This is a genomic window from Varibaculum cambriense DSM 15806, from assembly GCF_000420065.1.
GTDB lineage: Bacteria > Actinomycetota > Actinomycetes > Actinomycetales > Actinomycetaceae > Varibaculum > Varibaculum cambriense.
Genome location: NZ_ATUF01000009.1, coordinates 1 through 21973, shown reverse-complemented (window position 1 = coordinate 21973; position 21973 = coordinate 1). Strand labels below are relative to the sequence as shown.

Annotated in this window: 19 protein-coding genes and 1 other RNA gene; 12 read left to right on the top strand and 8 right to left on the bottom strand. The window is 53.5% G+C overall.

Annotated elements, in window-relative coordinates; genetic code table 11:
- Positions 1-44: 44 nt before the first annotated feature.
- Both F605_RS0108800 and F605_RS0108795 read left to right on the top strand, forming a co-directional pair.
- Positions 45-1270, top strand: a protein-coding gene (locus F605_RS0108800) for an IS3 family transposase (RefSeq protein ID WP_102184270.1) whose coding sequence is annotated in 2 segments (ribosomal slippage) — positions 45-324 and positions 324-1270 — 1227 coding nt in all. Because the reading frame shifts where the segments join, the coding sequence is not laid out codon by codon here.
- 162 nt (positions 1271-1432) lie between these two features.
- The gene (locus F605_RS0108795; RefSeq protein WP_022865505.1) at positions 1433-2059 is read left to right on the top strand and encodes a hypothetical protein; all 627 of its coding nucleotides are present in this window, start codon (positions 1433-1435) and stop codon (positions 2057-2059) included.
- A gap of 248 nt (positions 2060-2307) precedes the next feature.
- Here the strand turns inward: F605_RS0108795 and ssrA are convergent.
- Positions 2308-2686, bottom strand: a transfer-messenger RNA (tmRNA) gene (ssrA, locus tag F605_RS11355).
- Positions 2687-2964: 278 nt separating this feature from the next.
- Between ssrA and F605_RS0108790 the strand changes: the two genes are divergently transcribed.
- A complete protein-coding gene (locus tag F605_RS0108790) occupies positions 2965-3270 on the top strand; it encodes a DUF3039 domain-containing protein (protein ID WP_027723737.1) in 306 nt (101 codons plus the stop codon).
- Here F605_RS0108790 and F605_RS10740 read toward each other — a convergent pair.
- Positions 3267-4658: a nicotinate phosphoribosyltransferase gene (locus F605_RS10740; RefSeq protein WP_051132170.1), complete on the bottom strand. Its 1392-nt coding sequence runs from the start codon at positions 4656-4658 to the stop codon at positions 3267-3269. The genes F605_RS0108790 and F605_RS10740 overlap by 4 nt on opposite strands.
- Before the next feature lie 142 nt (positions 4659-4800).
- Here F605_RS10740 and F605_RS10735 point away from each other — a divergent pair, with 142 nt between their 5' ends.
- The 4 genes from F605_RS10735 to F605_RS0108765 are packed head-to-tail and all read left to right on the top strand — an operon-like array spanning position 4801 to position 7295.
- Entirely contained in the window at positions 4801-5097 is a 297-nt protein-coding gene (locus F605_RS10735) for an ATP-dependent Clp protease adaptor ClpS (RefSeq protein WP_022865502.1), read from the top strand.
- Positions 5098-5135: 38 nt separating this feature from the next.
- Positions 5136-5687: a DUF2017 family protein gene (locus F605_RS11165; protein ID WP_022865501.1), complete on the top strand. Its 552-nt coding sequence runs from the start codon at positions 5136-5138 to the stop codon at positions 5685-5687.
- A 10-nt stretch (positions 5688-5697) separates the two neighbouring features.
- Complete coding sequence (gene murI, locus F605_RS0108770) at positions 5698-6513, top strand: glutamate racemase (protein ID WP_022865500.1); 816 nt, start codon at positions 5698-5700, stop codon at positions 6511-6513.
- A complete protein-coding gene (locus F605_RS0108765) occupies positions 6510-7295 on the top strand; it encodes an MBL fold metallo-hydrolase (RefSeq protein ID WP_022865499.1) in 786 nt (261 codons plus the stop codon). The genes murI and F605_RS0108765 overlap by 4 nt, the downstream gene beginning before the upstream one ends.
- Before the next feature lie 20 nt (positions 7296-7315).
- On the opposite strand, the gene rdgB is transcribed toward F605_RS0108765, so the two are convergent.
- Together rdgB and rph are read right to left on the bottom strand one after the other, a co-directional pair.
- The gene (rdgB, locus tag F605_RS10725; protein WP_022865498.1) at positions 7316-7975 is read right to left on the bottom strand and encodes an RdgB/HAM1 family non-canonical purine NTP pyrophosphatase; all 660 of its coding nucleotides are present in this window, start codon (positions 7973-7975) and stop codon (positions 7316-7318) included.
- Entirely contained in the window at positions 7972-8706 is a 735-nt protein-coding gene (gene rph, locus F605_RS0108755; protein WP_022865497.1) for a ribonuclease PH, read from the bottom strand. The genes rdgB and rph overlap by 4 nt, the downstream gene beginning before the upstream one ends.
- Before the next feature lie 207 nt (positions 8707-8913).
- On the opposite strand from rph, the gene nudC reads away from it, so the two are divergent.
- Both nudC and F605_RS10715 read left to right on the top strand, forming a co-directional pair.
- Positions 8914-9933 carry an NAD(+) diphosphatase gene (gene nudC / locus F605_RS11160; protein ID WP_022865496.1) on the top strand — a complete coding sequence of 340 codons (1020 nt, stop codon included), beginning with the start codon at positions 8914-8916 and terminating at the stop codon, positions 9931-9933.
- A gap of 10 nt (positions 9934-9943) precedes the next feature.
- Positions 9944-11989 carry an ATP-dependent DNA helicase UvrD2 gene (locus tag F605_RS10715; protein ID WP_022865495.1) on the top strand — a complete coding sequence of 682 codons (2046 nt, stop codon included), beginning with the start codon at positions 9944-9946 and terminating at the stop codon, positions 11987-11989.
- Here the strand turns inward: F605_RS10715 and F605_RS0108740 are convergent.
- On the bottom strand, positions 11986-12927 hold the full coding sequence (locus F605_RS0108740) for a hypothetical protein (RefSeq protein WP_022865494.1): 942 nt from the start codon (positions 12925-12927) through the stop codon (positions 11986-11988). The genes F605_RS10715 and F605_RS0108740 overlap by 4 nt on opposite strands.
- 74 nt (positions 12928-13001) lie before the next feature.
- Complete coding sequence (locus F605_RS10710; RefSeq protein WP_156005368.1) at positions 13002-14627, bottom strand: zinc-dependent metalloprotease; 1626 nt, start codon at positions 14625-14627, stop codon at positions 13002-13004.
- 128 nt (positions 14628-14755) lie between these two features.
- On the opposite strand from F605_RS10710, the gene F605_RS10705 reads away from it, so the two are divergent.
- Positions 14756-15847, top strand: a complete 1092-nt coding sequence (locus F605_RS10705; protein WP_022865492.1) for a YlbL family protein — start codon at positions 14756-14758, stop codon at positions 15845-15847.
- Here F605_RS10705 and F605_RS10700 read toward each other — a convergent pair.
- Positions 15816-16424 carry a PPA1309 family protein gene (locus F605_RS10700; RefSeq protein WP_022865491.1) on the bottom strand — a complete coding sequence of 203 codons (609 nt, stop codon included), beginning with the start codon at positions 16422-16424 and terminating at the stop codon, positions 15816-15818. The genes F605_RS10705 and F605_RS10700 overlap by 32 nt on opposite strands.
- Before the next feature lie 116 nt (positions 16425-16540).
- Here F605_RS10700 and F605_RS10695 point away from each other — a divergent pair, with 116 nt between their 5' ends.
- Positions 16541-19651, top strand: a complete 3111-nt coding sequence (locus F605_RS10695; RefSeq protein WP_022865490.1) for a UPF0182 family membrane protein — start codon at positions 16541-16543, stop codon at positions 19649-19651.
- Between the two features lie 137 nt (positions 19652-19788).
- Here the strand turns inward: F605_RS10695 and ilvA are convergent, their stop codons facing one another.
- Positions 19789-21036 (bottom strand): threonine ammonia-lyase IlvA, encoded by a 1248-nt coding sequence (gene ilvA / locus F605_RS0108715; RefSeq protein ID WP_022865489.1) that lies wholly within the window; start codon positions 21034-21036, stop codon positions 19789-19791.
- Between the two features lie 105 nt (positions 21037-21141).
- On the opposite strand from ilvA, the gene orn reads away from it, so the two are divergent.
- Positions 21142-21768 (top strand): oligoribonuclease, encoded by a 627-nt coding sequence (orn, locus tag F605_RS0108710; RefSeq protein WP_022865488.1) that lies wholly within the window; start codon positions 21142-21144, stop codon positions 21766-21768.
- Positions 21769-21973 lie beyond the last annotated feature (205 nt).

Sequence of the window (21973 nt, the reverse complement as noted above, 5' to 3'; positions counted from 1 at the left end):
TGTCCTGGGTTTTGTTCCTACTCGTTTTTGAGAGGATTAGGGATATGTCTAAGAGGTATTCTCAGGAGTTTAAGGATCGTGCGGTGCGGTTGCTTTCTGATCGGTTGGCTGCTGATCGTTCGTGTTCGCAGTGGAGGGCGGTTAATGAGATCGCGCCGAAGCTGGGGATCGCAAACGAGTCACTGCGCCGCTGGTATGAGCAGCATCTTGTGAACACGGGTGAGCGGCAGGGGCTCACGCGTGAAGAGCATGAGGAAATCAAACGGCTCAAACGCGAGAATGCGGAGCTGCGTAGGGCGAATGAGATTTTGAAAACTGCTTCGGCTTTTTTCGCAGCGGAGCTCGACCGTCCGGTCCGATGATGATTGCTTATATTGACGAATATAGGGGTCGTTTCGGGGTCGAGCCGATTTGCCGGGTACTGGGTGCGAGTCTGGAAGGAGGGTTTATTACCTCTCGCGGCTACCGGCTAGCCAAGAGCAGACCAGCAAGCGCCAGAAGCATTCGTGATCGGATTCTTACTGAAGAACTACGCGAGATTCACGCACACAATTTTGGCGTCTATGGTATTCGCAAGATGTGGCATGCAGCCAGACGCGCGGGCTGGGATATTGGTCGTGACCAGGTCGCTCGACTCATGAAAATCGCTGGGATTGCTGGTGTTCGCCGGGGACGCACGCCGATCACGACCAGGGGGTCACAGGCTGTGGATCTGCGCCCGGATTTGATGAATCGGCAGTTCACGGCCAGTAGGCCCAACAAACTGTGGGTTGGTGATATCACGTATGTTCGAACCCTATCCGGGTTCGTGTATACAGCGTTCGTAACCGATGTTTATAGCCGAAAGATTGTAGGCTGGGCGACGCGATCCTCAATGAAAACCGAGGCTCTACCGCTGGAGGCGTTAGAGCAGGCAATCATGAACGCTAAAGAGCACCTGTCTGGCTTGGTCCACCACTCAGATCACGGATCTCAGTACACGAGTATTGCCTATAACGAGAAACTGGCTGATTACGGGATCAAGCCCTCCACGGGGACCGTGGGTGATTCCTACGATAACGCGCTAGCCGAAGCGGTCAACGGCCTATACAAGGCTGAGCTGATCTACTCCCACCCCTGGGCATCACTGACAGAGGTTGAGTTCGCCACCATGAACTGGGTGCACTGGTGGAACAATGAGCGCCTACACGAAGCGCTCGGATACCACACTCCAGCCGACATCATCGATATGTATAATCAAACACGGGTCAGCAAGCTGACCCCAGTATAAGAAGCGGAACAAAACCCAGCACGCTTCACCTGCCGACGCTGCTCCAAAGAATACGAAACATTCATAAAACACTCTCCAACAATCCGTCCGCACCCCCAAGTAGTTGTCGACCTCGAGACAGAAGCCGACAAAATAGCGCGCGAATGGCTCACGAAAACACGTGTGGCAAGAACCAGTCTGAGCGATGAAGAAAAGACTGAATACGAACGCCTGGAAGGAATGGCACAACAACCAGAAACAACAGCTCTGGAAAGACCGCATGCGGCTCAAGCCGACACCAAAGTACGTGAAGCAGACGGCAGTGAGAACGAACTACCGACCGACACGAAACATCTACTCGTTGCGAAAAATGGTAGCTATCCGCTCGACCTAAACGATTGGGAGACAAAAGTACTTCGCACCGAAGAAAAGCGTGAAACTTTCCTTGGCTGGTATCGCAACCCAGACCGAGGCGTACATGAATCACTCGCAATCGCCTACCAAGAAAATGGTGCGTGGAAAGCCCTACGTCCAGACTTCCTTTTCTTCCATGAGATAAACGGTGAAATCGTCTGCGACATCGTTGACCCACACGGCTACCACCTTGCTGACGCGTTACCAAAACTACGCGGCCTAGCAGATTACGCTGAAAGACACGGTTCCCAATACCGCCGTATCGAAGCCATCGCAGAAGTAGACGGCCAGCTGCGCGTACTGGACCTCAAACGCAAACACGTACGCCAAGCCATCCGCCAAACTGGGGAAGCTAAAATGCTCTACGCCTCGGATCTCGCACATGACTACCAGTAGAAAATAGAAAAAGGAGCTAGAAGTCTGTTCACTATACAAATCTTTTAGCGCCAGTAAGACTTTTTAGCGCCTCAGACCAAGCGTGCGCCCGACCGCTAGGAATAGCGTTAAGCGCGCCACTTTAGCGGTTCCTGTATAGGCAAGCGAGCGAGTGAGCGAAAGCTAGAAACTTGCGCTGGCAAGCCACAATCCTGTGCCCAGCAACATAAAAAAAGGACGCTCACTTTGTATCAAAATGAGCGTCCTAGTGGTGGAGCCGCGGGGAATCGAACCCCGGTCCAACTGGTACTCCTGCATTCTTCTCCGTGCGCAGTTTGCCTGAGCTTTTTCTCAGCCTGAATCTACTTGGCAAACTAGAGATTCTATAGGCTCAGTCACTGTAAAGTGTCGCTGCAATCCCATTGACGAAAACTGCAGCCAGTGGCTCCTAAAAAACGACGCCAGGAACCGAGGTAGAAGCACCCCCGGAGCTGACGGACTTTTAAAGGCTCTGCTTAAGCAGCTAGAGCGAAGTCAGTGCGGTTATGTTTAGCACTTATTGTTTTGTGAAGGACGTTAGCGAGATGACTCCACATTCTCGGCACGCTTCTCTGCAACCAATACCAGCTGTCGAAACCGATCGACCCCTATGAAGTTAAAAAACAACTGGCGCGAACGCCGCCTTTCATTTTCAAAGATTTTTCCCCGCTAGTCAATAGCTACCGCAGTACTTCACATTTTTGAGGGCGCTTGCCGGCTCCTCGTGCGATATCTGCAATAAATCAGAGAAACTCTCCGCAGCAGTTAATCACTGCTTTTATCCCTCTATGCTTTCGCGGTCAGCAAATATTGCCTCGGCTGTCCCCCTTAAATCTAAAGCTACCGACAAAAATATGTCTCGAGTAGTTAAGATTGAGAGTATGGAAATGCGCAACGGCTTATCGGATCCAGATAGGGGACAGACCGAGGGTGGGGTAGGAGTACTTGAACGCCCCGAAACTCGTAGGCAAGAGCCCGGGGATAAAGACCGTTACGCACATTATGTGTCTGCTCATCGCCTGGCTACCTCCCGACTTACCGGGCAGCCGGTGGTTGCCCTTTGTGGCAAGGTCTGGGTGCCCACCCGAGAGGTGCGAAACCACCCGATCTGTCCGCGCTGCGTAGAGATCAAGAAAGAGATGGATGCCTCCGGCGGCCCCGACTGGCCGTTTCGCGGTCCCGGCTCCCGCTAGCCGCGCGGATCTACACTGGTGGGTGCCTCTACCTCGTCCTCACGCTCGGTTAAATCAATAATCTCAGTGGGAATAGCTGCTTCTCCGGCAGAAAGTCTCCAGCCCTGATAAGGGAGCTCGTTACGTACCTTTATATGGTGATCTTGAGCATCCTGTAGCGCCTGTTTGCCCACATAAGTTCGGTTGGGCTTCCCGGCAGTAACCAGATCTACTAGTAACGGGCGGGCGTTGCGGCGCGCGAACTCGGCCTCAGCCTGCTCGGCGTTATCGGCGACTACCACCAATTCGGCGCTGGCGTATCCGTCCTCGCCGCGGGCACGTCCCGCAAATTTGCGTCCTCCCAAAGTGGATTTAGAGGTCGAACGTTTGGCAACATCGTGAATGGAGCCGTCTTCATTGACCCGCTGCACCAGTTTGTAAACCAAAGCCGCAGTGGGAATACCCGAACCGGTCACCATTTTGGTGCCCACCCCATAAGAATCCACCGGCGCCGCCCCAAGAGCGGCAATCGCGTATTCATCCAGATCATTGGTGACCGTAATCTGGGTGCTTTGCGCATCCAAAGAATCCAGTAGCGCCCTCACCTTGAAAGCCTCCGCCACCAGGTCACCAGAGTCCAAACGGACACATCCCAGTTCTCCGCCAGCTTCCCGCGCCAGTTTTACCCCGCGCTCGACTGCGCGCGGAACATCGTAAGTATCTACCAATAAGGTAGTACCCGGTCCCAAGTTGGCTAGCTGGGCGCGGAAGGCGTCCTCTTCAGAGTCGTGAATCAAAGTAAAAGAGTGTGCCGCGGTTCCGATAGTAGGAATCCCATAACGTTTGCCGGCTTCTAGACAGGAAGTTCCTCTGAATCCAGCAATATAGGAAGCCCGGGCGGCTGACACTGCACTGCGCTCATGGGTGCGTCGCGCTCCCATATCTACACACGGCCTCCCGTGAGCGGCGATAGTCATCCGCGAGGCCGCGCTGGCCACCGCGCAATCATGATTTAGAATCGACAGCAGCAAGGTTTCTAATAAAACACACTCCGCGAAAGTGCCTTCCACCTGCATTAGGGGAGAGGATTCAAAATAGCATTCCCCTTCGGTGTAGCCACGAATATTTCCCTGGAACCGGTAGGATTTCAAGTAATCCAGGCAGTCATCGGAAACTATTTTTTCCCGCGATAAATAGTCAATCTCTTCACTTGAAAACTCAAAACGTTCCAGCGCTTCAATAATGCGAGCATTGCCCGCCATCACTCCAAAGCGACGCGCCGCTGGAAGGCGCCGGCCAAATAGCTCGAAGATAGCTCCCCGATTCCAGGTTCCTGACTGCAAGGCGGCGTCCACCATGGTCAGTTCGTACATATCGGTTAACAAAGAGGTATTCACTGAAGAACTCATGGTTTCAGCATACTCATAAATGGCTGATAATCCAGTTTTCGCCTCGCGGGCGAAAACAAGGTTTTCGTTAGCTTGTAGAATCACAAATAAAATTATTTTTCAAAACCCTCCATTCCCTGCGCCTTCCTAATAGTCTGGACGTATGGTTAATGATCTGGTATCTGACCCGGGTACCCCGGAGCGCACGGGCGGTACTCGCCTGCAGCAGTGGCGGGTTACTATCTCGCGGGATCCAGTTAACCAGCCACGATACGTAGAAAGAGTGTTAGCACACCAGTTTTCAATGTCGCGGGAAAAGGCTAAGCGCACCCGGCTAGAGATTTTCAACCAAGGGCAAACGGAAGTGGCCGCCGGCACTCGCGAAAGAATGGAAGCCCTAGTACAGGCGTTACACGGTTATGGTTTGCGCGCCACCCTGGGCGGACCGGATCAACAATGAATGCCTTTCGTCCCGTTCCCGGTGGGTGGGAATGTCAGATGGGGACAGTTGAACGGGATCTGTTCCTGCAAGCCATCTGTGAAGTGCGCACCCTCCTAGATCCGCCGGTATTGCCTTTTGAGATCACCACCATGTTAGGGGAGGGCGAGGAAGAAAGCCCCGGCGGGGATGTGCATCTCCAGAACGCATCATTGGATCGTTTACTCCCGCCGGGAGCTGCAGACCAGGCAACCGCGCAAACTATGCGCGACTTGACCGATTCGCAATTGCGTACCCAGAAAGCTGAACGCCTGGATCGCCTCTACTCTCTGCTTTCTACGCAAAGCGGCCCGGTGATCGTGATTGAAAACGGGCAAGAGTGGGATTGGCTTAGCGGAACAAACGATGTGCGTCTGGCCATATCTGGCAAGCTTAACCTGGGTGATCATGACGAAGCTGAACAAGCAGATTCTTCCGAATACCCGCAGGTAGCATCTAAGTCACGGGATGAAAAATTTGAAGAAGTCCTAGTATCATCCTTTTATGAATGGCTCTCTGGGTGGCAAGATTCACTACTGCAGGCGATAGATTGCTGGCCGCGGCCTAGCTAGGCTGTTTTTTGTGACTAATGAAGCCGCTATTGGTATTTTCGACTCCGGAGTTGGGGGACTAACGGTTGCGCGCGCAGTCCTAAATGTGCTGCCGCGGGAAGAAATTCGTTACGTAGGGGATACTGTCCACACCCCTTACGGGGAGAAAGATCTGCAAACCGTGCGAGGCTATTCCCTCTCGATCATGGATTCCCTGGTGGACTCCGGGGTAAAAATGCTGGTTATCGCCTGCAATACTGCCTCATGTGCAGTCTTGGATGAGGCGCGGATTCGATATCAAGAGCAGCAAGGGATTCCAGTAGTAGAAGTGGTGCAACCGGCAGTTGAACACGCGGTCACTCGTTCTCGTAACGGCAAGATTGGGGTAATCGGCACCCGTGCCACCATTGAATCTGGAGTTTATCAGCGTAAACTCTCTGGCATGGGGGCGGAAGTTTTCACCCAAGCCTGCCCGCGTTTCGTAGAATTCGCCGAAGAAGGCATTACTGCCTCCCAGGAACTATTCGATGTCACCGAAGAATATTTAACCCCCCTGAAAGAAGCGGGAATAGATACCTTAGTGCTGGGCTGTACTCACTATCCGCTATTAGAAGGACCAATCTCTTATTTCATGGGAGAAAACGTGTCCCTCATTTCTTCTTCCTCCGCAGTGGCCAGAAAGGTTTATGGCGAATTGGTAGAAGAAAAAATGTTGCGTCCCTTTGGGGCACAAAAAGCCGATCACCAGTTTATCTGCACCGAAACTAAAGAAAGTTTTATCGCCCTGGCCTCTCGAATTATGGGGGCTAACTTTAACGGAATCAAAGAAGAGGAGATCACCAAATGATCCTGACAGTGGTGGGGGTAACCGGTTCCATGTCCGGTCCGGCCTCCCCGGCATCCTGCTATCTCTTACAGGCAGAAGGAACTGACTCGCTGGGTCTTCCCCACACTTATTCCGTAGTTTTTGATCTCGGTCCGGGGTCTTTCGGGCAGCTGTGGAACTATACGGATCCTACGAAATTGGACGCGGTAGTACTTTCGCACCTGCATGCCGACCACTGTTCAGATATTGTGTCTATGCAGGTGCATAGGCGTTGGCATCCCCGGGGAGCGTTAGGTCCGATTCCCGTGTTCGCTCCCAAGGGAATAAAGGATCGGGTGCGCGGCTTAGACGGGTTTAGTCCCCGTGACGATTTCAGCTCGGAGTTCGAATTTCACCATATAAAGCAGGGACGAGAATTTAATGTGGGTCCCTTCCGAATCAAGCCTTTTGCAGCTTGGCACTCGGTTCCGGCTTTTTCTTTCCAAGTGACCGGGCCCGGCAAGCACGGGGAGGCAGTTTTCACTTACTCGGGAGATTCCGATGAGTGTGACACCTTGGTACAAGCTGCCACCAACTCGGATCTATTCCTTTCTGAATGCGGGTTCACCCGGGAGGACGAGGTTCGCGGTATCCATATGTCGGGGGATCGCGCCGGCCGGGTAGCCCAGAACTCAGGAACCAAGAAGTTAGTGCTCACCCATATTCAGCCCTGGACAGATCCCGAGGTTGCGCTACAGGAAGCAAAAACTACCTGGCGTGGAGACCTCGAAATTGCTCGCTCTGGGATGCGTTTCGAACTATAGCTTTTCCTGGGAGGGCGTCTTTAGGGGCGCGCTTGAGCAGGGGTAATGTTTCCACCTAGTTCGATAGTGGCCGCGATCGCGGGGGCGAGGGTGCGGAAGGCTTTACCGCGATGTGACAGGGCGTTCTTCTCACTGGGACTTAGTTCCGCATTGGAACGCTGCTGCCCTTCGGCGAGAAAAATTGGGTCGTAACCAAATCCGCCTTCGCCGCGAGGAGCGGTAAGCAATTTTCCACTCATTTTCCCGAGGCAGTGTCGCTCTAAACCAGCCGGTGATACCAGCACTGCTGCGCACACGAAACTGGCATCGCGATTTTCGGCGGGTACGTCTGCCAATTGGCTCAGCAGTAGGTCAAGGTTCGCTTGGTCGTCGCCATGATGGCCGCACCAACGGGCTGAAAATATCCCGGGCGCACCTCCCATAACGTCTACGCATAGTCCCGAGTCATCCGCAACCGCCGGCAGGCCGGTTTTTTGCGCCACCAAACGGGCTTTAATCAGTGCATTTTCAGTGAAACTTACCCCGTCCTCAACCGGTTCTTCGATCCCTAATCCGTCGGCTCCCACTATCATTTCCGGGGAAAAACCCGCAATCAGGGGAGAGAGTATCTCGGCAAGTTCGCGTACCTTATGGGGGTTATGGGTAGCGAGGATTAAACGGGCACCGGCCGGTAGCTTCACGAAAGAGCCTCCGCTTGAATAGCAGAAATATCTTGGATTCCCTTAGCGGCTAAATCTAGCAGCTGACCGAATTGGGAGCGATCAAAAGCTTCCCCCTCGGCGGTTCCTTGAATCTCTACGAACTTTCCCGAGCCGGTCGCCACGATATTCATATCCACATCGGCACGCGAATCCTCTTCATAGGGCAGATCCAGTAGGGCATTTCCATCGATGAAACCAACCGAGACCGCACAAAGAGAATCCGATAAGACTTTACCGGGGCGAATCCATCCTTTTTCTTGTCCTACTTTGATGGCATCTACCAAAGCCACATAGGCGCCGGTAATCGAGGTAGTGCGAGTCCCGCCATCAGCGCTAAGCACATCGCAGTCCAGTACAATCGTGTTTTCCCCCAAAGCGCTCATATCCACGATGGCTCGCAGAGACCGTCCGATTAACCGGGAAATCTCATGGGTGCGGCCTCCAATTTTTCCCCGTACCGATTCGCGTCCTGAACGGGTCGCAGTAGCGCGTGGCAGCATCGCATACTCGGCAGTTACCCATCCTAAGCCGGAATCTTGCCGCCAGCGCGGTACCCCTTGGGTTAGGGAGGCATTGCAGAGGACGCGGGTATTTCCGCAGTCAATCAGGACTGATCCTTCTGCTTGCTGTGCCCAGCCTCGGGTAATCTTTAACGGTCTCATCTGGTCAAAAGCGCGCCCATCAGCGCGTACAAACTTTTCTTCGCTCACGTTACCGATTATAGATGACCGGTATATTCTCCAACATTTGGGGGCAGGGGGGGAGGCTAAATGGCTGCCCTTAAGACCAGAGCGCTTTTTGGTCAGCTCCGGTAAGCCGGTGCGGCCTGGCGCTCGCAAATTTCCGGGCTGTAGAACTGGTTACTGGTCTACAGCGTCCGGATGCCCCCAGCGTCTAAAACGGATAGGTTAGAGGTTATGGATAGTCCTGCTCTTTCGCGTTATCGCATCGATCTGGATACGGGGTGCCGCCAGTTCGTACATGTACCTAGCCTGCTGCGGGAGGCAGCGACAGAAGTTTTTGCGGTCTCCGATCGGCGTCGGGTCCTCTTGCCGCTAACCGCCGGAGTCAGTGTGGGGCCGGAAATGGCAGCCTCTCGCTCTCACGTATCGGCTCCTTTCGGAAGCGGAAGCCTTTACCGGATATCTGGCGCCGAGAGACAGCTCTTAGGGCAACTTCAGTCCTGGGAAGAACGCTACCAAGCAGGCAAAGCCTGGTATCTGGGTAGAACCGGTGCCACCAGCCGGGTTGCCCTGTTTATTACCGATGACGAACTGGCGGGGATTGCCGAACACACGGAAACTTCCCTACGCCTTATTCCTCTGCGTCAAGTGGGAGCCTTTTTAAACGGTCAAGATGCCGCGATCGCTACTCACGCGACCTGTTTGGGGCTCTGGCACCTAGATACCAACTATTGTTCGCGTTGCGCCACCCGGCTCGAGATAGCCGCCGCCGGTTGGGAACTGCACTGTCCACGTTGTGGAGACATCGTTTATCCCCGGCAAGATCCTTCAGTAATCGTGGCGATAAATGATGAGGGTGACCGGCTGCTGCTGGCACATAACTCGCTTTGGGAGAGCAACTTCTATTCGGTGATTGCCGGCTATGTAGAGGCCGGGGAATCTTTGGAGGGAGCAGTTCACCGTGAAGTCGGGGAAGAAGTGGGGCTGGAAGTCGAGGAAGTCCGCTATCTTACCTCCCAACCCTGGCCTTACCCGCGTTCGTTAATGTTGGGATTTTCTGCTCGCTGCCGCACCCCATATTTTATTTTGGATGAAGCCGAGATTGACCGCGCGCTGTGGGTAAGCCGCGCCGAATTTATGGAGTTAGTAGCCAGCAGACAAATCAGCCCTCCCGGACCGTCCACAATCGCCTCCAACTTGATTGAAAACTGGTTGGGCTGCCCAATTATTCGCCCCGAAGACCACAACCTTTAAGCTGATTGACGTGGAGCAAGCAGAAGAACTTTTAAAACATTTAGACCCTGATCAGGCAAAAGCCGCTCGGGCTTTGCGTGGCCCCGTATGTATTCGGGCAGGTGCGGGTACCGGAAAAACCCGGGCGATTACCTATCGCATCGCCTATGGGGTGCGCACCGGGGTATACCATCCCTACTCGGTTTTAGCGGTGACTTTCACAGTCCGGGCAGCCGCAGAAATGGCGGCGCGTTTGAGGCTCCTCGGGGTAGAGGGCGTGCAAGCGCGAACTTTTCACTCGGCTGCTCTGCGACAGCTTAGATATTTTTGGCCCACCGCCGTCGGCGGACAGCTCCCCAAACTAATAGAGAATAAATCTTCACTGGTAGGGGCGGTAGCTTCCCGGCTAGGGCTCCCTAAAGAGCGGGCAGCGGTGCGCGATTATTGCGCCGCGATTGAAATGGCCGCGGTGAGTATGGTTGCTCCCGAGGACTATGGAAAATGGGTAAAAACCACCGGGCTACAACCTCCAGCTGGGATCTCCACTTACGATATGGCTGATATTTTGCGCGGATATAGCGAGGCCAAAAAAGAACGATCCGTTATCGATTTCGAGGATGTACTGGCTTTGACCTGTGGAATGATCGAGGAGCGTCCTGATATTGCCGGGCAGATCCGCTCCCAATATCGTTTCTTCGTGGTAGATGAATATCAAGACATTTCTCCACTGCAAAAACACCTCTTAGAGCTGTGGCTGGGGGAGTCGAATCGTGATCTGTGCGTGGTGGGGGATGCGGCGCAAACCATTTATTCTTTTGCCGGGGCCACTCCGGAATACTTGGTGAAATTTGCGCAGGAATATCCCGGTGCCCACACGGTTACTCTTTCTCGAGATTATCGCTCCACCCCCCAGATTGTTTCTTTGGCGAATGGCTTAGTTAACCGAGATAAAGAAACCAAGAAACAGGCGGTTAAGCTCACTTCGATGCGCGAGTCTGGTAGTGCGGTGCATTTCGAGCGCTACCCCGATGATGAGGCCGAGGCCGCCGCTATCGCCAAAAGGATTAAGGAACGGATCACAGCGGGCACGCCTGCTAGTGATATTGCGGTGCTGTTTCGTACCAATGCTCAATCCAGCCTGTTTGAAGTGGCTTTGGCGCACCAGGAGGTGAAATATTGGGTGCGCGGGACAAAAGGATTCTTTAAACGCCCCGAAATTTCCGCCCTCCTAAAACAGGCCAGCCTGATTGCCCGCCGGGGAGCGCAAGGCAACCCCGGAGAAATCGTGGCGGAACTAGCTCGTCCTCTGGGATGGTCACTGCAGGCTCCTGCCACTCAGGGCGCACTTCTTGACCGTTGGGAGGCGTTAAATGCCCTGGTGGCGCAGGCACAGCTCAAAGAGGCGGCGGGATTGTCGCTGGCCTCTTTGGTGCAAGAATGGCAGGAACTTGCCGAGGCACAGCTCGATCCTTCTGGCGGAGGAGTCACTTTGGCGTCTATTCATTCTGCTAAAGGTTTAGAGTGGAAAACTGTTTTCCTAGTGGGAGTTAGCGAGGGGCTATTGCCGATTACCCAAGCTAAATCCGTAAAAGAGCTGACAGAAGAACGTCGCCTGGCTTATGTAGCGGTAACCAGGGCGCGCGATGAACTATTCGTTAGCTATGCGCAGAAGCGTTCGCTAGATCGCAAGGCCACCCGCGCCTGTTCCCGGTTTTTCTCTCCCGTGTGGCCGCGGGAAGAATCCGCGGTGAAAACCGTGCGGACTCCTAGCACGCGTCAAGATACCAAACGATTTTTAAAAGAGGCCAGCCCGGAAGAACAAGAGTGTTTTGAGTGTTTGCGGCAGTGGAGACTCATGGTGGCTCAAGGGCAGGGCAAACCGGCTTATACCGTGTTTTCGGATACCACCTTGCGCGATATTGCCACTGCTAAACCGCAAACCCTAAAGCAGCTGTCGCTACTTAGAGGAATCGGTCCGGTCAAGTTAGAACAGTTCGGGGCGGCGGTTTTAAGAATTTTACGAGGAGCAGATCCCGAGCAGGTGGCTCACGAATACCTGTCAGGTTTATCTGACTAGTCCCGTACGCAACCGCACTGCGGGTGGGGTTGCCATTGTCGCAGCTGGGGCAGGGGGTCGGCGAGACTGAAAATCCAAGATGCGCCGGTTAGAGATAGCGGGAGTCCCGACAGATAGTTCAATATTTCGCGGACTGCAAAAGCGCTGGCGTATTCGGCTAGGGAGGTATCGGCCATTACCGGAGCAGCGCACGTCAATTGGGCTGCTATTCGGGGCCATTCCGGATCAGCGTCGCGTTTGGCTAAATGCTGACAGTGTAGGCAGCAGGTACGCCCGGGAATAAATAAAGGACCGACTTCAATCTCGGTTTCCCGCTTAATAATCGGCAAATGAGGTATTCCGCTATTAATGCAGGCTTTTGCCCAGGCGGGATTAGTAAGGTAGGAACTAATCGCAACTTCGACAGTAACCGCTTTATTGGGGAGCTGCTTGTTAACTCCCAATACTAAGGGAGCTACATCTTGCCGGACAGCTCCCAGATACTCATCTTTATAAACACATAGATCACGGGTTTTTACTTGGCTCTTATCCCGCAGAATAAATGATTTAATCCCGCACGCCACTAGCTTCCGAGTTAGCGTAATTCCTAAAGGCCCCAGTCCGCTGATTCCCACTAACGCCTGCTCGCGGCGCTTAATCGCGGCATCCGAGCCAAAGAGGTGGAAGGCACTGGCACAATCCCCGTCTGGTACCTGATGCTTGGCAGCTAGACCCCCGTCCGCCAGTATTTGCAGAACCTCCTTGACCTCTTTTTTATTTTCCGGAAAACGGCGCTCTAGATGCGAGTTGTACCAATTTTGTTTCTCAAAAAGCCATTTGAGAATGGCGATATGAACTGGGCTGAGTCCTTTAACTACGAAGCCATTACGTCCTCCGGTGCCAAATTGTGCTTGACCGCCGGAACGAAGCAGCATCACCGAGCCGTTAATCAATTTCATGCTTCCAGCATTCCAGCAGAAAAAACGTCGGCGCTAGAGTGAGCTTAAATCTGTGGATAATTTATTATTAAAGTTTATTTATCTGTATCTGCTGATGGGGAATCGTTTTCACCCTCATTATCTCTGTGGCTAGCATCCTCACCATTTTGATCCTTGCTAGCCCCGTCGGGTTCGGTTTCTGTCTCCTGATTGCCCCCTACCAGTTGATCGCCTTGCGAATCTACCTCGGGAGTTAATCCTTGCGCCCAGCCCAAAGTGCCAGAAAGCAGGGAATCTAAATCCTGGTCTACCTGATCCTTTTCTGGTTCTTTCCCGCTTCGGGCAACGAAGTTTTCTGGATCGGTTAAATCTTGCAGGGTGGGAATCATATCGGGATGCGACCAGACCTGATCGCGCTGCTGCATTCCCTGCTCGTTGAGCAACAGTGACCACAGCGAGGCCGCTTGTCGGGAGTACTTAGGTCGAAGTTCCATCCCGATGAGCGGTTTTAAGACTTTCTCTATGGGGGAAGTAGTCGCCCGCCGCCGGCGCAGCAATTCCCTTAACTGGATGACGTGGGCAAGATTAGGCATACAGGCGCGGGTAGAGACTTCATCCACCCACCCTTCGATTAGCGCCAAGACGGTCTGCAAATCCTCCATTGCCTGTCGCTGGGTAGCGGTTTCTTCAGAAGCAAAAATATCTACCGGCAGTCCCAACCCTAAATTGGCGGGATCAAAGTTCCCCAAAGGTAGGCCGACTAAGCCTTCTTGCTCTCCGAATTGTTCTTGCAGGCGGTCTTGCAAATCCCGCACTGACCGGTCGATAGCCTCCGGATCGATCCGGATTTCTTGCGCATAGCGGGCAATCAGCCGAGATAGCTTATGGCGCAGCCAGGGAACGGAATGGAAAAGACGCGCATGGGCAGCCTCGCGTACCGCCAGGTATTGGCCGATTTCTTCCTCGGTGATCTCTAAATCCTGGGCGAAGTTCGCGATATTTACCGGCACTAATCCCATGATTTTTTCTTTCGCCAAAGGAATACCGATATCGGTAGAGCCGAAAGCGACTTGCGCTATCTGTCCCATAGCTTGCCCAATCTGCACGGCGAACAAGCCAGCTGCCAGGTTCTTTAGCAAGGAATCGGGATCCATAGGGCCGATAATTTGTCCTATCCCCGGAATCGCGGCCGAAGCTTTCATCTCTTCTGGGTCGATTCCCTGTCGCTCAAATTGTTCTGCGATAGCCTCGGTGAAGGCCCGTACCACATTGGCAATTACCGGTTCGGTTAGGCGCTGCCAAGCGGGTACTGTCGCCTGGATCCATTCCCGGGGCGTCCAAGCTACCCGCTCGCTGGCGGTCGGACTCAAGGTGGTTACCGTGTCTAGCCACAAATCAGCTACTGATAGCTGCTCGCGAATCTTTTGCGCCTGCGCTGCGCTAGTGGGAGCAAAACTGGGAAGCCGAGAGGCCGCGACTTCCACGGCCGCGTCCCAATTCACGGCCTCTTTGCGGGGGGTAAAAAACTGTTTTAGTTGACTGGCTCCGAAGCCGGATCCGCCGGGGAAAGGAAAAGGCATTGCTCCGCCGGCCAGCTTTTCGGGGTCGATTCCACTTGCTTGTAGTTGCTGGAAGGCGTCCTCAGCGGCCTCTTCCCCCAGCATTTTCTTGAGCATTTGGAACCATTCTGGTCGCTGCTCCTCACCATTAGCTTCGCTCAAGTGCTGCACACCCCCCTAAAATAGACTACGTTACTTAAGGGTATCGGGTATTGGGAGCTGGGTACTAGGTACGCGAGATAGTTTCGCCTTGGGCAAAGCCGATTTTCAAATCTCGGGAAGGAGTAAGCGTGACGGGGAAACGTACTGAAAAGTCGCGCCGGCAAGGACGAATCGGGACAGCCATGATGGCATTGTCAGTTATCGGATTCTTGATTCTAGGATTTGCCGTTCGCGCGCCCTACGTCATTGAATCTCCCGGCCCAACTTTCAACGTTCTTGGCGCCCAGTCCGGTCACGGGCAAATCATTAAAGTCACGGGGGGTAAAACCTATCCCACCAAAGGTCAGTTACGGATGGTAACCGTTTCCCTGCGGGGAGGTCCGGGAACTCACGTTACCTACGCGGAAGTCCTGCTGGCGAAAATGCGGTCAGATAGTGAAGTATTACCCGAATCAGCGGTTTACCCTGCGGGAGCTACTGCCAAACAGGTACAGCAGGTTTCCCAGGCGCAAATGGAGGATTCGCAACTGAGCGCCAAAGTGGCGGCGCTTAGCGAGCTGGGATATAAAGTTCCGGCCAAGTTTAAAGTTACCGGCGTGGGGGAGGACTCCGATTTCCGGGGGAAACTTAAAGAGAACGATATTTTGCAGGAAGTCACCTTCCAGGGAAAAACTCAGGAGTTGAACCAGGCTAATACACTTTTTGATATTTTAGAGGGCGCGCCGCCGGGAACGTCCCTCCAGTTTAAGGTGCAGCGTTCGGGAAAAAACCTCTTGATTAATGGGAAAACCCGCAAACCTACTGATGGGCGCCGTGGCTCCCAACTCGGTATCTATCTAGATCCCCAAGCGAAACTGCCGGTAGATATTAAAATTGCCCTCCAAGAGGTGGGAGGCCCCTCGGCGGGAACCATGTTTGCGCTAGGGATAATCGACCGAATGACTGCCAAGTCACTGACCGGCGGGAAAGAGATCTCCGGTACCGGTGCGATTTCTTATGGGGGACAGGTACTGGCAATTTCGGGGATTCCCCAAAAAATGGCAGGTGCTAAGGCAGACGGTGCCCACTGGTTTTTGCTACCCCGATCAAATTGCGCGCAGGTAAAACCCATGAAAGGAATCCGGGCAGTACCGGTACAGGATTTGCAGCAGGCACGTCAAATTAGCGCGCAAATCGCGACCAATAATCTTAAGAATCTGCCTCGCTGCCCGGCTCACTAGTTAGCTCCGCTAGTTCGGCATCGCTTACCAACATCGCTTTCAACACTTCCAGCAGTTCCGGAACGATATTGTCGCCTTGCGCTACCATATCGTCGCTGTCTTCGCTGCGTGCGCGGCTTGCACACCAGGTGTTGCCATCGCGGGTAGCGGCGGCCACGATCCGCACGTCCTGGCGGCTGGGATGGGCAAGTAAAAACTTTTCGCGCTCTTTAGGATCGGTAGGCGCTTCGGCATCGGCTTGGGGGGAAACCAAAAAACGTTCCATTGCGACCGCCACTCCTGCCACGTCCTCGCCAAAAACTAGATGCGCCAGAGTCTCCATTAGGTCTGCGGGTGGCAAGTGATCTTGAAGGACGGCGGTCAGGTGCTGCGGATTTTCTGATAATGCTGCGCGCAATTGCTCTGCCTGGGTTGGTTCCATTTCCGCTTCTAGTTGCGGGAAAATCGCCTGGGTAGGTACCAGCGCAAATAGGCTCGGGGATTGATCCCATCCCAGCTGTGCCACATCTTTTTCTAGAGAGGAAACCGCTAAGCGCAGTGATAATTGCGTGGAAGATAAATCCGGTGAAGTGTTCATGTTGCTATGTTGCCATCTTCGCCAAGGTTGCGGCTAGTCCACTTTCCGGGGTGAGTAATAACCACAAACGTGAAAGAATGCGATAAGCAGATGTTCAGCAATACCCGGAGGGGCTTGTGAGTAACGATTTATTTGGAAATCTTGGCTTCGGCGGCGGCAAAGACGGTGGTTTTCCCGGCTTTCCCGGCGGATTTGGGGCCGGTAAAGGCGGGGGAAACGGTCGCGGCAGCTCTGGGAGAGCTGGCGGCAATGGAAAGTTACCTTTACCGAAAATAAAGTTTAAGAAACCCGGACCCCTGGGTATCGCTATTGGCGTAATCGTAGTGCTGGTGGTGTTGCTGCTGGTGGCTTCGACAGTGTGGACCGAAATCTTGTGGTATCGCCAGACCGGGTATTTGCGGGTGCTGCTTACCCAGTGGATTGCCGCGGGGGGAATGTTTATAGTGGCTTTCCTGATTGCGTGGGCAATTTTGGCGGTCAACTTGCAGATTTCCTACCGTAACCGCCCAGAAATGGGAACCATAGCTTCCTCTATACGCTCTTATCGTTCTACTATTACCCGGTATCACCGCGGTATTTTCTTAGGAATTCCGGCCTTGATTGCCCTATTCCTGGCAACCGGGATGGCTGCTAGTTGGCGGCAGGTGCTGGTAGCGATTACTGGCGGTTCTTTCGGGAAGAAAGATCCCCAATTCGGTTTCGATATTTCTTTCTTCGTCTTCCGTCTGCCGTTAATCGATATGACGGTTACCTTCTTGCTGACTCTGTTGGGTGTTTCGCTAGTTGCCTGTCTGATTTCCTATTACGTGTTGGGGGCAATGACGGTAACTCCCAAAGCGAAAGCTACTCGCGGTGCCCGCATTCATATGGGTATTTTGCTGGCGATCTCTTCGATAATGGTAGGGATAACCTACGTTATTGACCGTTGGACCATGGTCTATGGGCAAAACTCGCCGACCGATGGGGCTATGTATACCGATGTGCACGCGATTATTCCGGCACGCACGATTTTGGCGGTTATCGCTTTGATTGTGGCGGCTCTGTTCGTATTCGCAGCTTTTAGAGGTGGCTGGTATCTGCCAGCAGCGGGCATTGCGGTAACCGTGGTTTCTGCCCTGGTAATCGGGGTTGGCTATCCGTTCATTATCCAGCAGTTCCGGGTGCGCCCTAACGAGCGGGAGCTGGAAAGCCAATATATTGACCGCAATATCAAGGCCACTTTGGATGCGTTTGGAATGAAAGATTTGGATCTGATTTCCTATGATCAGGTCACTAATGAAGCCAGCGCTAACCAGCTACGTCAGGATGCGGACTCTACTCAACAGATCCGTCTACTTGATCCGGAAGTTATTTCTCCGGCAGTGCGGCAGATGAAACAGTCACGTCCTTACTATTCTTTCCCGGATCAGTTCGCGGTTGACCGCTATAACTTCCCAGGTAAAGACGGGAAGAGGGAAAAGCGGGACACCGTGATCGCGGTGCGCGATATTAACTTGAATGGTTTGGCTAATTCCCAACGTAACTGGGTAAATGACCACACAGTTTACACTCACGGTTTCGGGGTAGTGGCCGCCTATGGTAACCAGGTAACCTCCGAGGGGCTGCCCTCCTATTGGGAATCCTCCCTGTCGGCTAAGGAATATGGGGAAATCGGAGACTATGAGAAACGTATTTATTTCTCGCAGGCATCCCCGCTGTATTCCATTGTGGGTGCTCCCAAGGGGTCTGATCCTAAAGAGTTGGATTACCAGGACGCCAAGAATAACCAGCAGGTTTACACCACTTTCGATGGTGACGGCGGGCCTCAGGTTGGAAACTTCTTGAACAAGGTGCTTTATGCTTTGAAGTTCCGTTCTACTGACCTATTCTTCTCTGATCAGATCAACAGCAAGTCGCAGATTCTTTACGATCGTGACCCGGCGCTGCGGGTAGCCAAAGTTGCCCCCTATCTCACTTTGGATTCGCGGGCATATCCTGCGATCGTGAATATGGATGGCAAGAAAGGCGCCAAGAAACGTCTGGTGTGGATCGTGGACGCCTATACCACCACCGATTCCTATCCCTATTCCCAGCACATCAATCTCACGGATGCCACCGCGGATACCGCTACTGCTAAAACCGGTCAGTTCGCGGTACAAAATAACGTGAACTATATGCGTAACTCGGTGAAAGCCGTGGTGGATGCCTATGATGGTTCGGTCCAGCTGTACCAGTGGGATAAAGAGGATCCGATCCTGAAAGCGTGGCAAAAGATTTACCCCGGTCAAATCAAGCCGCTTTCGGAGATTAGCGGGGATTTAATGAGCCACTTGCGATACCCTGAGGACTACTTTAAAGCCCAGCGCTCGCTGCTAGCTAACTACCACGTAACCAATCCTTCCGAGTTCTATACCGGCGGTGACCAGTGGAAACTCTCTGAAGATCCCACGGCTACCTCGCGTGACCTAGAGGGTTCTGGCAAGCTGCAGCCGCCCTATTACCTAACGATGAAGATGCCTACCGGCAAGAACACCGATCAGGGCAGCGCCGAGTTCTCTTTGACGTCCGTGTTTATCCCCGGTGGTGAAGGCCGGCGCGCCGCGATGGCCGGCTTCCTAGCGGTGGATTCCGAAACCGGTAATGAGAAAGGTAAAGTCCGCAAAGGCTACGGCAAGATGCGACTTCTGGCCTTGCCTTCGGACACCACGGTGCCCGGTCCCGGGCAGGTACAAAACACCTTCAACTCGGATCCGGAAGTCAACCGGGAACTGAACCTGCAAGACCAGCAAGGATCCCGGGTTATCCGTGGTAACCTGCTGACTTTGCCAGTAGGCGGCGGCCTGCTCTATGTGCAACCGGTGTATGTACAATCCACTGGTACCACCCAGTATCCGCAGCTCAGAAGCGTATTGGTTGGCTTCGGTGACAAGGTCGGGTTTGCTCCTACCCTTAAAGAAGCCTTAGATCAGGTATTCGGGGGAGACTCCGGGGCAGTAACTGCCTCTAATGATGGCAATAAGAACGCCCCGGTCGCGAAAGGTAAACCAGGAGAACCTGTAGCTAAAGCCCCCAGCGCGCAAGAGAAACTAAACACTGCGCTGCAGGATGCCAAGAAGGCGATGGCGGATGCAGATAGCGCGATGAAAGCAGGGGACTGGACAAAGTATGGCGAAGCCCAAAAGTCTCTAAATGACGCGATTTCTCGGGCGGTCTCTGCTCAAGATGAGGGTGCCAAGACCGCGAAGTAACCGTTAACAGCGCAAGCGCCATAGTTAAGGGGGCTAGGTCGCCAGGTAATACTGGCAGCCTAGCCCCCTAAATATTGGGTTTCAGCAGTTATGGAGCTACTCCTCGCTAACGGTTATCTATCGTAAGCTGGCTGTAACTAAACCAAAATCTTGAAGATCTGGGAGGACGGATCTATCTCTTGCACCTGCAGGGGAGAGGCCGCCATCCGACGTCGCAGCCCCTTAATGTCGGTGGGATCTGGGAGTTCAATCCCCACCAAAGCCGGTCCAGTATCCCGGTTATTCTTCTTGGTGTACTGGAAGTAAATAATGTCTTCGCCTTCGCTAAGCACATCATTTAGGAATGAACGCAAAGCCCCTGGCTCCTGGTTGAAAGTCACCAAGAAATAGTGGCGCAAACCTTCATAACGCCCGGAACGCTCGGTTACTTCCGCGTAGCGCGACAGGTCATTATTTCCTCCGGAAACCAGACAGACCACGGAGCCATTGGGGATTTGTGGCAAGAAGTTGCGCGCGGCCGCAGAAGCGAGTGCCCCGGCAGGCTCGGCAATTACTCCCTCGGAATGGTAGAGGTCGAGCATTTCGGTACAAACCGCGCCCTCAGGAACCACCACAATGTCATCGACCAGGTCCCGCACCACTTGGTAGGTTAAATCCCCAGCTCTGCCGACCGCGGTACCATCTACGAAGGAATCTACCCGATCCAGGGAAACCGGATTCCCGGCTTCCAGTGCTGCTTTCATTGAGGCAGCTCCTGCAGATTCCACCCCCACGATCCGGATACCGGGGCGATGGGCTTTCATCCAAGTGGCCATTCCCGCGATCAATCCGCCGCCTCCCACCGGGATCAAAACCATATCGGTATCTTCTGGCAGTTGGGAATCTAAATCCACTGCGATGCTGCCTTGACCAGCAATTGTGTAGGGGTCATCGTAGGGGTGTACATAGACTTTGCCCCCATCCTTAGCTGCCTCTCCGGCCACCCGATTGGCTTCGTCAAAGTCCCCGGCAACGATTACCGGCTCTACCCATTTACCCCCGATAGTGGAGATCCGCTTGCGTTTTTGCCGCGGAGTGGAGGCCGGCAAGAAAATCGTACCCTGTATTCCCAGGTGCGCGCAGGCATAGGCGACACCTTGGGCATGGTTACCCGCCGAAGCACACACCACCCCGGCTGCGCGTTCATCCTCATCCATGGCTGCCATGCGCACATAGGCGCCCCGCGCTTTAAAGGAGCGGCAAATCTGCAGATCTTCGCGTTTTAAATAAACCGGACGCCCAACTTCAGCGCTTAAACGCTCGCTTTTTTGTAGCGGAGTTTTCGTAGCTACCTTGGCTAATACCCCGGCAGCTACCTCTATATCTTTTGCGGTAACTGTGGTCATTACTCCTCCTAAAATCAATAGTTAATAACCTATCGGGATTTTTCTTTCAGGTGCGTCGCCCTTTCGCTATCTGGCATCAAAAGCTCGATGGACTAGGGTAAAGGTATGACGAATAACCTGAAAGATCCGTTAGTGTGGATCGATTGCGAAATGACCGGCCTGGATTTAGAACAAGATTGCCTGGTAGAGGTGGCAGTGATTATCACCGATGGGCAAACCAATATCGTGGACGAGGGAATCGATCTGCTGATTAAACCTAGAGCGGGCGCCTTAGAAAATATGGGGGATTTTGTGCGCGAGATGCACAGTAAGTCCGGTTTGCTGGCGGAACTGGAATCTCCGGCAGCGCTCGATCTGGCCGAGGCCGAAAAACAGGTCTTGGACTATATCAAACGTTTCGTGCCGGGAAAGGGGCAGGCGCTGCTGGCCGGGAACTCGGTAGGTACTGATAAACAGTTCCTGGAAAAGGAAATGCCACAGGTAATTTCACATTTGCATTACCGTATAGTGGATGTTTCTTCCGTGAAAGAACTGGCGAAACGCTGGTATCCGCGCGCCTTTTATCACGCCCCCGAAAAGCATGGGGGACACCGCGCCCTCGCCGATATTCGCGAATCCATTCAGGAATTGCGTTATTACCGCAAGGTGCTCTGGCCGGCCGGGGAAGGACCTTCGAGCGAGGAATGTGAGGCAGCCGCGAAAGAGATTTTGGCGCAAGGATTGGGCGCGTAACTGTTTGCTGGGGTGAACAATCTCAGATACTGGATGCCTCAAAGCTTGAGAAATTCGGGGTTTAACCGCGAAAATTTTCGCGGTTAAACCCTATTTTTCCTGGGTTTACCTGGCGCCCCCGACAGGAATCGAACCTGCAACCTCGGGATTGCAGGATAATTACAGGTTTCGGCCTGGCCATTTGACACGCTCATTAAAATTAACT

What these genes read in the sequence shown, in the direction of transcription:
- F605_RS0108790 (WP_027723737.1), top strand. Translation starts at nt 2,965, where the DNA reads ATGCGCAACGGCTTATCGGATCCAGATAGGGGACAGACCGAGGGTGGG.
- F605_RS10740 (WP_051132170.1), bottom strand. Translation starts at nt 4,658, where the DNA reads ATGAGTTCTTCAGTGAATACCTCTTTGTTAACCGATATGTACGAACTG.
- F605_RS10735 (WP_022865502.1), top strand. Translation starts at nt 4,801, where the DNA reads ATGGTTAATGATCTGGTATCTGACCCGGGTACCCCGGAGCGCACGGGC.
- F605_RS11165 (WP_022865501.1), top strand. Translation starts at nt 5,136, where the DNA reads ATGGGGACAGTTGAACGGGATCTGTTCCTGCAAGCCATCTGTGAAGTG.
- F605_RS0108765 (WP_022865499.1), top strand. Translation starts at nt 6,510, where the DNA reads ATGATCCTGACAGTGGTGGGGGTAACCGGTTCCATGTCCGGTCCGGCC.
- nudC (WP_022865496.1), top strand. Translation starts at nt 8,914, where the DNA reads ATGGATAGTCCTGCTCTTTCGCGTTATCGCATCGATCTGGATACGGGG.
- F605_RS0108740 (WP_022865494.1), bottom strand. Translation starts at nt 12,927, where the DNA reads ATGAAATTGATTAACGGCTCGGTGATGCTGCTTCGTTCCGGCGGTCAA.
- F605_RS10700 (WP_022865491.1), bottom strand. Translation starts at nt 16,424, where the DNA reads ATGAACACTTCACCGGATTTATCTTCCACGCAATTATCACTGCGCTTA.
- ilvA (WP_022865489.1), bottom strand. Translation starts at nt 21,036, where the DNA reads ATGACCACAGTTACCGCAAAAGATATAGAGGTAGCTGCCGGGGTATTA.
- orn (WP_022865488.1), top strand. Translation starts at nt 21,142, where the DNA reads ATGACGAATAACCTGAAAGATCCGTTAGTGTGGATCGATTGCGAAATG.